The 12,237-nt window shown below is 34.7% G+C and carries 10 protein-coding genes and 1 riboswitch; of the genes, 5 read left to right on the top strand and 5 right to left on the bottom strand.

What is annotated here, in order from left to right:
* A partial coding sequence (locus GZ63_RS18040; RefSeq protein WP_029266848.1) for an SA1362 family protein occupies positions 1-289 on the top strand: 289 nt, incomplete at its 5' end.
* 44 nt (positions 290-333) lie between these two features.
* On the opposite strand, the gene GZ63_RS0103365 is transcribed toward GZ63_RS18040, so the two are convergent.
* On the bottom strand, positions 334-1,224 hold the full coding sequence (locus GZ63_RS0103365; protein WP_029266850.1) for a patatin-like phospholipase family protein: 891 nt from the start codon (positions 1,222-1,224) through the stop codon (positions 334-336).
* Between the two features lie 203 nt (positions 1,225-1,427).
* On the opposite strand from GZ63_RS0103365, the gene mntR reads away from it, so the two are divergent.
* The gene (gene mntR, locus GZ63_RS0103370; RefSeq protein WP_029266852.1) at positions 1,428-1,859 is read left to right on the top strand and encodes a transcriptional regulator MntR; all 432 of its coding nucleotides are present in this window, start codon (positions 1,428-1,430) and stop codon (positions 1,857-1,859) included.
* A gap of 109 nt (positions 1,860-1,968) precedes the next feature.
* Here the strand turns inward: mntR and GZ63_RS0103375 are convergent, their stop codons facing one another.
* Positions 1,969-4,521 (bottom strand): vitamin B12-dependent ribonucleotide reductase, encoded by a 2,553-nt coding sequence (locus GZ63_RS0103375; protein WP_029266854.1) that lies wholly within the window; start codon positions 4,519-4,521, stop codon positions 1,969-1,971.
* A 324-nt stretch (positions 4,522-4,845) separates the two neighbouring features.
* On the opposite strand from GZ63_RS0103375, the gene GZ63_RS0103380 reads away from it, so the two are divergent.
* Entirely contained in the window at positions 4,846-5,214 is a 369-nt protein-coding gene (locus GZ63_RS0103380) for a rhodanese-like domain-containing protein (protein WP_029266856.1), read from the top strand.
* 77 nt (positions 5,215-5,291) lie between these two features.
* Here GZ63_RS0103380 and gcvPB read toward each other — a convergent pair whose 3' ends face one another.
* The 3 genes from gcvPB to gcvT are packed head-to-tail and all read right to left on the bottom strand — an operon-like array spanning position 5,292 to position 9,219.
* On the bottom strand, positions 5,292-6,752 hold the full coding sequence (gene gcvPB, locus GZ63_RS0103385; protein WP_029266858.1) for an aminomethyl-transferring glycine dehydrogenase subunit GcvPB: 1,461 nt from the start codon (positions 6,750-6,752) through the stop codon (positions 5,292-5,294).
* The gene (gene gcvPA, locus GZ63_RS0103390; protein WP_029266861.1) at positions 6,745-8,094 is read right to left on the bottom strand and encodes an aminomethyl-transferring glycine dehydrogenase subunit GcvPA; all 1,350 of its coding nucleotides are present in this window, start codon (positions 8,092-8,094) and stop codon (positions 6,745-6,747) included. The genes gcvPB and gcvPA overlap by 8 nt, the downstream gene beginning before the upstream one ends.
* A gap of 15 nt (positions 8,095-8,109) precedes the next feature.
* Positions 8,110-9,219: a glycine cleavage system aminomethyltransferase GcvT gene (gene gcvT / locus GZ63_RS0103395; protein ID WP_029266863.1), complete on the bottom strand. Its 1,110-nt coding sequence runs from the start codon at positions 9,217-9,219 to the stop codon at positions 8,110-8,112.
* Positions 9,220-9,385: 166 nt separating this feature from the next.
* Positions 9,386-9,505: riboswitch (glycine riboswitch) on the bottom strand.
* A 167-nt stretch (positions 9,506-9,672) separates the two neighbouring features.
* Here gcvT and GZ63_RS0103400 point away from each other — a divergent pair.
* Together GZ63_RS0103400 and GZ63_RS0103405 are read left to right on the top strand one after the other, a co-directional pair.
* Entirely contained in the window at positions 9,673-11,334 is a 1,662-nt protein-coding gene (locus tag GZ63_RS0103400; protein WP_029266866.1) for a DEAD/DEAH box helicase, read from the top strand.
* Positions 11,321-12,109: a YqhG family protein gene (locus tag GZ63_RS0103405; RefSeq protein WP_029266868.1), complete on the top strand. Its 789-nt coding sequence runs from the start codon at positions 11,321-11,323 to the stop codon at positions 12,107-12,109. The genes GZ63_RS0103400 and GZ63_RS0103405 overlap by 14 nt, the downstream gene beginning before the upstream one ends.
* Positions 12,110-12,237: the final 128 nt, after the last annotated feature.

A 12,237-nucleotide genomic window follows, 5' to 3' on the forward strand; every position in this document is an offset into this window, starting at 1 on the left:
TTTTTTGGCTAATCTATTTTTGATGATCGGGATTGGTGTAGCTGTTTTTGCTGCGATCTATTTTCTTTTTCTTAGAAATCGAGCCCCATCTAATGATATGAAAAAATACAAAAAAGCTGTAAAACAATCAAAAGCAAAATATAAACAACGCCGCAATCCAAATATAAAGACTTCGACAAGAAAGAATCTACAATCATTGCAAGTGAAGAAAAAACCTTCAAGACGAGCTAGTCATCTGCGTGTAATTGAAGGGAATAAATCCAAGAAGAAAAAACGAGCTTCTAATTGAGATAGCTCGTTTTTATTGATTCTTTTATGCTCACTTGTCTAAAACTACCTTGGCCAATACATTAAAAACTGATCTGCATGATATTTTCCAGTTTCAATTAATTCATGCTTTATTTTTTCACTAATATCAAAATCAGTTGCTTCAATGTGATCAACTGGAATAAAAATAATGTTATTCTGTTTTGATTTAGAAACATACCTTGTATCATGAGCCTGTTTCATGGTGGAAAAAAGAGCATGCAACATATCTAAGGCAGTTTTAATATGTCTTGGCTTCATTTTTTCCATAGACTCACTTAATTTAACACCAATAATCGGCCGCATTGGAGTATGATTTTTATTTTCGAAAATCCATAATGGGAAATTGCTTAATAGGCCTCCGTCAACAATTAAACTTTTTGTCTTATTTTTTCCAGGTAGTTTTTTTGGCATGAAAAAATAAGGAAAACCTGCACTCATCCTTACTGCTTTTGAAATCGGGAAGAAGTTGGGATCAATCCCATAGATTCTTTGCAGATCATCTGGCAGCACCACCAACTTTCCCAATGTAATATCACTTACAACGACCTTAAGATAACCACTTTGTATATCGCTGAAAGTATAGATGTTTTTAGATGCCAGTTTTTCATGGATCCAGCTTTCAAATGTATTGCCTTTATAAAGTCCCATTTGAAAATATAAAAAAAACCACTTACTAAATGGAACAAAGGTACTGAGACTGGGAGGGTCTAAAAACTGTTTTAAATCTAACTCTTTCATAATTTTATTGATTTCCTCAAGGTGATATCCAGCTGCAATGAATGATGCTATAATAGCCCCTGCTGACGTCCCTGCTACTCGTTCTAGAGTTACCTTTTTATCTTCTAAACTTTGTAATGCCCCAATAAAACTATACGCCTTAACTCCCCCGCCTGAAAACACCCCATCAATTTTCATAACCCTCTCCTTATATTTCCTTTGTACATTTTTAATCATTTACCTTTAATTTTAGAACTTATTTAGAATTTACTTTTGTAAAAAGGATAAAAAGAGTAGTTGATTTGAGTTTCACTTGTGTAACTAGGCTATTTCATGTATGATCAAATAAAGAAACAAAGTTGCATAAACTAAAAAATATTCTTGAAATGAGGAGAATTAATATGCCAACACCTAGTATGGAAGATTACATAGAACAAATATACAATTTAATTGAAACAAAGGGTTACGCACGTGTATCTGATCTAGCAGAAGCGCTAATGGTGCACCCGTCTTCTGTCACAAAAATGGTACAAAAACTTGATAAAGACAATTATTTAAACTATGAAAAGTATCGTGGCTTTGTTTTAACATCGAAAGGAAAGAAAATTGGAGAGCGACTCGTTTTTAGACATGAATTATTAGAAGAGTTTCTTGAAATAATTGGTGTAAATGAGGAAAAAATATATGATGATGTAGAAGGAATAGAGCATCATTTAAGTTGGGAATCCATTGATCGAATTGGGGATTTAGTAAATTACTTTAAATCCGACAAAAGCCGTATTAAAGATTTAAAGCAACAACAATTAAAAGAAAATAAAGAGAAATTATCCTAATTGATTTTGACTTCCATTTTAATTATCACACTTAAAATATTACTTTAAAAATAAAAATCTAAACATATCCCAAATAGAAAAGAGCTAATTACCGTATAGCTCTTTTCTATTATAAACCACATTGAAGTTGAGCACCACAGCTTGTACATGTGTTGCAGCCGCCAATATCTGCGACGATTCCTTCACGACAAACCGGGCATCTGTCACCGATTTTAGAACCTATTGTAACATTCATTTTCTTCAGCTTTTGCATGGTATCCATAGAAACAGTCTTAGGTTTAGAACTATTTTTGGATTGCTCCTCTGATTTATCTTCATGCAAATTTTCTTCAGCTTTTAATGTTAAAACTTGAGAATCCCTACTACCGTCGACATAAACTGTACCACCTTTCGCTCCGCATTTATATAGCCTCCGGTATACCTTATCAACTTGGTCAACCGTATAGCCTTTTGGTGCATTAACAGTTTTCGATATAGAACTATCGACCCAGCGCTGAATGACACATTGTGTGTCCGCGTGTGCTTCAGGAGTTAAATCCATTGCAGAAATAAACCAATCTGGTAAGTTCTTTGGATTAACATCTGGATTTGTTTCTAAAAATTCCTGCACGATACCTGCTTTAACTTCGATAAATTTACCAAGTCGTCCACTTCGATAGTACGAAAAAGAAAAGTATGGTTCCAATCCTGTACTAACCCCTGTCATTGTACCGGTAGATCCGGTTGGAGCAACTGTTAACAAATGTGAGTTACGGATGCCGTATTTCAAGATATCTTCTCTTATATCTTTTGGCATTTGTTTCATATATCCCGTATTTATAAAGGCTTCTCTTAATTTTTGCGTTTCCACATCTGATTTTCCAATTAAAAATGGAAAGCTCCCTTTCTCTTTAGCAAGTTCAATAGATGTTCTATAAGCAGTTGTAGCTATAACTTCAAAAATTTGATTGATTAATTGGTTACCTTTCGATGAACCATACACCGTCTCACAATAGATAAGTAAGTCATGTAACCCCATTACTCCAAGCCCTATTCTGCGCTCACCAAGTGCCTGTTTTTTATTTTCTTCTAAGAAATATGGTGTTGCATCAATAACATTATCTTGCATCCGTACTCCAATTTGGACGGTTTCTTTTAATTTGTTAAAGTTTACTGTTTTTTTAGCTTTATTTGCCATTTCTGCTAAATTAACTGCGGCTAAATTACAAACAGAATACGGTGCTAAAGGTTGCTCACCACATGGATTAGTAGCAATTACTTGGTCTTTGTAGGCCTGAGCATTAGTCATGTCATTCGCATTATCTATAAAGAAAATACCTGGTTCAGCCGAGTAAGTTGCGCATATATTAATTAAGTTCCATAAGTCTTTTGCTCTTATTCTACGGTATACGCGAACACCATACCCCATCTTTTCCCATTGCCGAACATCTCCAATATAATGCCAATTATCATTGTATGCTTTCATTTCCTCGTCTGTATAATTTTCTACATCAGGAAACCGTAGCTCATACATATCATCGTTTTCAATAGCTTCCATTAGTTCTCTTGTTAAGCAAACAGAGATATTAGTTCCTGTTAAAAATTCAGGGTTATTTACTGAATATGTGCCACCAGTAAGAAGTTTTTCTTCCGCTTCTTTTATAGCTGCTTGTGTAAAGCCCCCAAGACCCGACATGTTTTTATAGTTCACGACTCCTTGGTATAATTCAATTTCTGTTTCTGTTAAAGGGGTAAATTTTAGTTTTTCTTTAGCCAGCTTTTTTATTTGTTCATCTTCTGTATTTTCGATTAAATAGCGAAGAATTCTTGGATTTTGCATTTTTGAAATAATAAATTCGATGATATCAGGATGTGAATCGACTAGCATTATCATTTGCGCGCCACGTCGTGACCCACCCTGTTCAACTAAATGCGTTAATTTAGCAAGGTCATCTAACCATGATACTGAACCGGATGATTTTCCGTTTACCCCCCTTGCTAATGTGTTTCTCGGTCTTAATGTTGAACCATTTGTACCAACACCGCCACCTCGACTCATAATCTCCATGACTTGTTTCCTGTGATCGGAAATACCCTCACGCGAATCTTGAATGTAAGGCATAACGTAGCAATTAAAATAGGTTACATCTTTTTTTGAACCAGCCCCATACAATACTCTACCTGCTGGAATAAAGTTTAAACTGGTTAGTTCTTGAATAAACTTATTAAACCACTCTCCTTGATTCTCTTTGGTTTGCTCTACCTTTGATAAATCAGCTGCATTTCGTCGAGCGATTTGTTCATAAAAAATTTCTAATGGTTTATCAATGACATCTAGCGTTCTAGTTACGACACCTTTGTTTATTTCTTCTTCATTATCTAATGCAGACAAGAAGTCTTGATCTACTGCTATATCCGCTTGTTTATTTTTCCAATCAATCGACTGGATAAAACCCGTTCCGCGAGTTGGAAATGATGGGTCTGACTTAACTGTTAATACAACAAAATCCCCTTTTTTTAATGTTTTCTGTTCAATATCTGTAAAGGAATACCGATCAAGCATCACTAATCTAGAAACTCCCTTATATGTTAGCTTCATATCTTGTGTTATCGGATAGACTTGTGGAAACAATTTAATATCTTCATTAAGTTTTTGTACATCGATCTGTTTATTTGTCCCCATAGTAGACGACAATATGATCGCTCCTTTTCATTTTCAAAAGTAAATTTGATTTTGGTTTATTGTGTTACTAACACCATACCATATTAAAAAATATTAAAACAATATATTGTGCACAAATGAATTGAAAATACCATATATAGTATTGGTGGAAAGAGTTCAATTTACTGTTTATATGTAAACATATTAGACATTGTTCGACACTCTTTTATAAGTACAATATTTTATTTCGTATCTTATTAAATCTGGGAGAGAAAATACTTTGAAAATATAACATATACCTCCTATAATAGAGTTAGTAGAAAAGAGAAAGACGGTGGAATTATTATGAAATATGTTATTTTAGTCCTTGTTGTTTTACTTGCAATAGGTATATTTCGATACTTTCGACAAGGCACATTTTTGAAAACTTTAACTGAAGAACAATTTCGAAAAGGATATCGAAAAGCGCAATTAATTGATGTAAGAGAGCCGCAAGAGTTTGAGAAAGGACACATTCTTGGAGCAAGAAATATACCCGTTACTCAAATGCGTCAACGACTTGTGGAAATACGGCCAGATAAACCTGTTTATCTATATTGCCAAGGTACTACTAGATCAGCGAGAGCAGCTCAACTCCTTCATAAAAAAGGATATCAAGATATCAATCAATTAAAAGGCGGCTTTAAAAAATGGACAGGAAAAATAAAAAATTAAAAATACCATTTTAGATATAGAAAAGAACGACTCAGACACTTAAGACCAGACCGTCTGAGTCGTTCTTTTTTATAATATTACTCTTCATAATAGCGCAAAACAGGTTTTCTTGCTGCTGTAGTTTCGTCCATTCGTTTAACAATTGTATTATGAGGGGCTTCTTGAACTAATTCAGGCTCCTTTTCGACTTCTTCTGAAATAGACAACATCGTATCGATGAAACCATCTAATGTCTCTTTAGATTCTGTTTCTGTAGGCTCAACCATAAGTGCTTCTTCCACGTTCAATGGGAAATAGATGGTTGGAGGATGATAGCCATAATCTAGCAGTCGCTTCGCTATATCTAACGTACGTACCCCCAATTTTTTCTGTTTTTTACCAGATAAAACAAATTCATGTTTACAATGCTGGGTAAATGGCAGGTCATATTCTTTTTCCAACTTGCGCATCATATAATTTGCGTTTAGCACAGCATACTCACTTACCTTTTTAAGGCCTTCAGCACCCATCGTGCGTATATACGTATAAGCCCTCAAATTAATACCGAAATTTCCATAATATGGTTTTACCCTACCAATTGATTGAGGTCTGTCGTAATCAAAAGAATAGAAATCATCTTTTTTTACAAGCAATGGTTTTGGTAAGAATGGAGCCAATTCTTCAGAAACTCCAACCGGACCTGAACCAGGACCACCGCCGCCATGCGGACCGGTAAATGTTTTATGCAAGTTTAAATGTACAGCATCAAATCCCATATCTCCTGGGCGCGCATAACCCATAATAGCATTTATGTTCGCGCCATCATAATATAGTTTGCCTCCTGCATCATGTACAATTTTAGCCATTTCTACAATTTCAGTTTCAAATAAGCCAAGTGTGTTTGGATTCGTAAGCATTAAAGCTGCTGTATCCTCGTCAACGACACGCTTTAAGTCTTCTAAATCCACTAACCCCTGTTCATTGGATTTAACTGTAACAGCATCGAACCCTGCTACTGATGCAGATGCCGGGTTTGTTCCATGAGCAGAATCAGGAACAATAACTTTTGTTCGATTGTAATCACCGTTTGCTTCGTGAAAGGCACGAATCATCATTAATGCTGTCCATTCAGCTTGTGCCCCTGCAGCCGGTTGTAGTGAGACTTCATGCATATTAGTAATTTCTTTTAGTGAAGTCTGTAAATCATACATCATTTCTAATGCACCTTGCACCGTTTTTGGATCCTGGTGCGGGTGAATTTGACTAAACCCCTCTAAGCGAGCGACATCTTCGTTGATTTTTGGGTTGTATTTCATTGTACAGGACCCTAATGGATAAAACCCAGAATCAATTCCGAAATTACGATTTGAAAGGCCTGTATAATGACGCATAATTTCTAGTTCGCTCACTTCAGGCAGTTCTGGAGCAGTCTTTCGAATATATGTCTCATCAAGTTCCTCCTCCAAATCAAATGCAGGAAAATCTAATTCGGGTAAATTATAACTGGTTCTGCCTTCTTTACTACGTTCAAAAATTAATGGAAAATCCTTTTTAGCCATTGATATCCCCCAATTCTTTAACAAAAGTGTCAATTTCCTCTTTTGTGCGAATTTCAGTTACAGCAACTAACATATGATTTTCTAAATCCGGATAAACGAGTCCTAGATCATAGCCGCCAATGATTCCTTTATCCAGTAATTTATCATTTGTAGCTGAAACAGAGTTCGATAGTTTGATAACAAATTCATTAAAAAAAGGTCCTTCAGAAACAACTGAAATAGAGGATTCTTCTAGTCTTTGTTTCATATATCGAGCTTTTTGCATGTTTAGTACAGCCATTTTTTTCACACCATGTTTACCTAAAGAACTCATTGCTACGGAACTTGCTAATGCATTTAATGCTTGATTGGAACAAATATTGGAAGTTGCTTTATCTCTTCGAATATGCTGTTCTCTGGCCTGTAAGGTTAAAACAAAGCCTCTTACCCCGTCTTCATCTGTAGTTTGACCGATTAGTCTCCCTGGAACTTTTCGCATTAATTTTTTTGTTGTGGCAAAATAACCGCAATGAGGGCCTCCAAATTGCGCAGGTATACCAAATACCTGGGTGTCACCAACTACAATATCTGCACCAAACTCCCCTGGAGGTGTTAAATAACCTAAAGCCAATGGATTACTAGAAACAATAAACATCGTTTTCTTTTGGTTTTGAATTAGTTCGTTTACCTTATCTAGCGATTCGATTTGTCCGAAAAAATTCGGATATTGAATGACGACACTAGCTGTATCTTCATCTAATTCTTTTTCAAGTTGGTTTAAATCAGTTTTGCCATTATTATGATCAATTTCAACAATTTCGAGGTTTGGCCCTTTCGAATAGGTTTCAATTACAGCCCTTGATTCTGGGTGGACGGTCTTAGATACAAGGATTTTCTTTTTACGCGTTTGTGCTGCACTCAGATTTACAGCTTCAGCAAGTGCTGTGCCGCCATCATACATAGAAGAGTTAGAAATAGGCATGCCGGTTAATTCAGAAATCATCGTTTGAAATTCAAAGATTGCTTGCAATTCCCCTTGAGACACTTCTGGTTGATATGGTGTATAAGCTGTGTAAAATTCGGATCTTGAAATAACATGATCAACTACAGAAGGAATAAAGTGATCGTAAACTCCAGCCCCTAAGAAAGAAGTATATTGTTTTACATTCGTATTTTTATTTGCCATTGCTGTAAGTTCATTTTTAAGCTCAGCTTCACTAGTTGGCTGTTTTAAATTTAATTCCCCGTTGAAACGAACATCCTCTGGAATATCAGAAAATAACTCATCGGTTGATTGTACGCCTACTGTTTCTAACATCTCTTTTTTATCTGTTTCGGTCATTGGTAAATATCGGAAATCCATACTAAAATCCTCCCCCTATTTCTTATAAAAAGGTGTTTTAATGACAACGGCTTTTAATTTTCGCTTACGTACTTGAACAACAAGTTCTGTCCCCTCTTCAGTAAATTCAGAATTCACTAAAGCTAATCCAATATTTTTTTGCAAGGAAGGTGATTGGGTTCCAGATGTAATGTAACCTATTTTTTCATTATTATAGTAGACCTCATATCCAGTACGAGGGATACCTTTATCAATCATTTCAATCCCAATCAGCTTTCGATTTGTCCCTTCTTCTATTTGTTTTTTCAACGCTTCTTTTCCTATAAAATCGACTGGTTTATTTACTTTTACTGCAAATTTCAACCCAGCTTCTATTGGGGAAATATCCCTTGAAAGTTCCTGACCATATAAAGGTAAATTTACTTCAAATCGTAGTGTATCTCTTGCACCTAATCCTATTGGTTCTAATCCTTTATCTTTTCCAGCTTGTAAGATTAAGTTCCATAAATCACGGCCGCTATGTTGATCAATATAAATCTCAAATCCATCTTCACCTGTATAACCAGTACGTGAAACAATTGCTCCTGCTTCCAAAGAAGAAAAATAAACAGGATTTTCAAAGCGGAAAAACTTAATTTCACTTAAATTTGTATCAGTTAAAGTTTGCAGGATTTCTTCAGCTTTTGGACCTTGTAAAGCTAACTGTACATAGTTCTTAGATACATCTTCAATAATCAACTCGTCATTATTATAGTTATTTTGTTTGATTAGCCAGTCATAATCTTTTTCTGTGTTTGCTGCATTAACAACTAATAAATAGTTATTTTCTTCTAACATATAAATAAGAAAATCGTCCACAGTACCCCCGTCCTCATAACACATAAAAGTGTACTGGGCACGTTTCGGCACTAGTTTAGAAACATCATTTGTTACAACTTTTTGCAGGAAATCTAAACTTTTTGGGCCTTTAATCGCTATCTCTCCCATATGAGATACATCAAACAATCCTGCTTTTGTTCGTGTGACATTATGTTCGTGTTTTATACCTGAAAATTGAACAGGTAAATCCCATCCGCCAAAGTCAATTGTCTTTGCCCCAGATTTTTCATATTCAGGGTATAAAGGGGTTCGCTTTAATTCACTCATTTTATCCACTCCTTTTTTGACATAAAAAAATAGAGATTTCACTGATAATACAGGAAACCTCTGTCCTTCAACCAGAAAGTTGCACATTTGTCTTGAAAACAGAAGACTCAAAACAAACATTTGCTTCGTGGGTGGTCCACACAATGTGAACACTCTCCAGAGACCGCGTCCTACAAGAGTCTTTTTACCTGAGAGATTCGCTAATTGCTTGCTCCTTCGGCGTTACTGTAAGAATGTTGGAAAAATTAAATGAATTCCTAACAGTAAGCTCTCCCCTTGTATTCATTCGCTTATTTACTTTATGAAAAAAGAAATAGTTGGTTATACTATGTATCAATCATTGAAATCTGTTTTCAAGTGCATTATACCACATAAAACAAAAAAATCATATTAAATAATCGATTTTTTTGATTTTAGCAAAAGTAATTATTTCTATTGATAAGGGAGTATATTATGGAGCAAATTCATATTCAAAAAGATTTTACTTTTATAGATGATTTGGAGACAACTTTAGAGAAAGAAGGTCCTTTTTCAAACTGGGATCTCTTTCAAATGGCATATCAGGCGGAACTAACAACGATAACTCCAGAATTCAATGGTTTAAGGGCTCTGGAATACCTCCCGCATATGGAGTTTATGCCTCATCAAATTGAGTCAGCTAAACAAGCTATCGAACAAATGAACGGAAGGGCAATTTTAGCCGATGAGGTTGGATTAGGAAAGACGATTGAAGCTGGATTAATTTTAAAAGAATATATGATAAGAGGTTTGGTAAAAAAAGCTCTTATATTAGTGCCTGCTTCCTTAGTAAATCAGTGGGTTACTGAACTGAATGAAAAGTTTTTTATCCCAGCTGTGGCACATAGAAAAAATTATTCATGGGAGCAGTGTAATATTATTATTTCATCAATTGATACAGCAAAGCGTCCCCCTCATCGTGAATCGATTTTAGATTTAGATTATGATTTTTTATTAATTGATGAGGCACATAAGCTTAAAAATCATAAAACAAAAAATTATGCATTTGTTCGTGACGTGAAAAAGAAGTATTGTTTACTTTTAACTGCAACACCTGTTCAGAATCGTCTTGTTGAAATATTCAATTTGGTATCTATTCTAAAACCAGGTCACTTAGGAAATTATGAATCATTTTTAGAACAGTATGGTAAAAACAGAAAAAAGATTCACCAAGATGCATATTTAAAGAAATTGATCCAAAAAGTAATGATACGTAACACACGAAAAGGCACTGAATTAAATACTACTAAACGAACGATCGAAACAATCTGGCTCAACTTTAGTAAAGAAGAAAAAGCAGTTTATGATGATTTAAATGCGATTACAGGACCTTTATCTACATTTTCTAAAATAACTTATTTAAGAGAGATATGTTCTTCAAGAGAAGCCTGTTATTTATCCTTACAAAGTTTAGCTAAAGACGAAAGCAAAAAAGAATTTGTGCAGCCAATTATAGAAAAGATTGCCCAACTGCCACATCATGCAAAGGCCGCAAAGGTAGTTGACTTAATAAATCAGTTTCATGGAGAGAAAGTTATTATTTTTACTGAATATCGAGCAAGTCAGCACTATCTTCAATGGTACCTACATCAACACGGGATAACATCCGTACCATATCGAGGCGGGTTTAAACGTGGAAAAAAAGATTGGATGCGTCAACTATTTAAAGATCATGCTCAAGTTCTTATTGCAACAGAAGCAGGTGGAGAAGGTATAAACCTGCAATTTTGCAATCATTTAATAAATTATGATTTACCTTGGAATCCTATGAGACTTGAACAACGGATAGGAAGAATTCATCGTTATGGTCAAGAAAAAAACGTGCATATATATAATTTTGCACTGCGCGAAACAATTGAAGAGCATATTATGACCCTTCTGTATGAAAAAATTAATTTATTTGAACAGGTAATTGGAAACTTAGATGATATTTTAACAGAATTAAATATCACTGATTTAGAATCAGAAATCAAAGATATTTTTTCAGAATCATCTTCAACAGGAGAAGCTAAAATTAAACTAAACAATCTTTCGTCAATTATACAATACAACTCCAATATGAAAAATGTGGAGGAGCAATCTTATGGAAATTACTAACTTACATGAATTTTTACAATCGTATTTTAAGGCACATCACTGCGGGGTAGAGGACGTTAAGGATGGAGCGTTAACGGTGCAGTTATCAGAAGAAATGGATCGAACACTTATGAATCGTCCATTTTATTGGCATTATGTAAAAGCTACCGGGAATAAGGGAGTGCCGATGAAGTTAACCTTAGTGACAAATCAAAATAAAACAGATGTAAAAGGAGAACGTATTCATTTTGGAAGCCCTCGGCTCCATCAAATTCTGAATCACTTAAAAGAAAAGGAACAATTTACAAGGCTCTTTCAAAAGGTAGATGCTACACAAAATACTGCCTTATTTCCATGGTTAATAACCAACATTAAAGTTAGCTATGAAGGAAAACAAAAAAAAGATGAAATTTTTTCAATCGGCCTCCATTTGGTAAACGGTATGATGAAATCAGATATGATGAATATACTTCAGAATATAAATTTGAATATGACTATATCAAATTATTGTTATACAATTTCACCTATCATAAAACTCAAAAGCGGATTTAAACGGATAGAAACAATCATTGATGATTATATAAACAATCAATCACATCAATGGGCAAATGAGGCGATAGATACATTGGAAGAGGAAGTTCAATTGGTACATCATTTTTACAATAATGCACAAGAAGAGGAATATTTGGAGAAAGAAATAAACGAAATTACAAACAGATATAAACCGCGCATTACCTATAAAGTAATAAATGGCGGCATTGTATATCTGAAAGATGATTTTCTTGTAAAAAAATAGCAGGTTAAGCCCCCATATAACGGGTTAATCTGCTATTTTGCCTTCTTTAATAGTGTTTTTAAGACAAATGGTACCATGCCTAACCATCGATTTGAGTATAAGGGTCGATCATGCTTTTGGTCACTTTT

It is taken from the genome of Virgibacillus alimentarius, assembly GCF_000709085.1.
GTDB lineage: Bacteria > Bacillota > Bacilli > Bacillales > Amphibacillaceae > Virgibacillus_B > Virgibacillus_B alimentarius.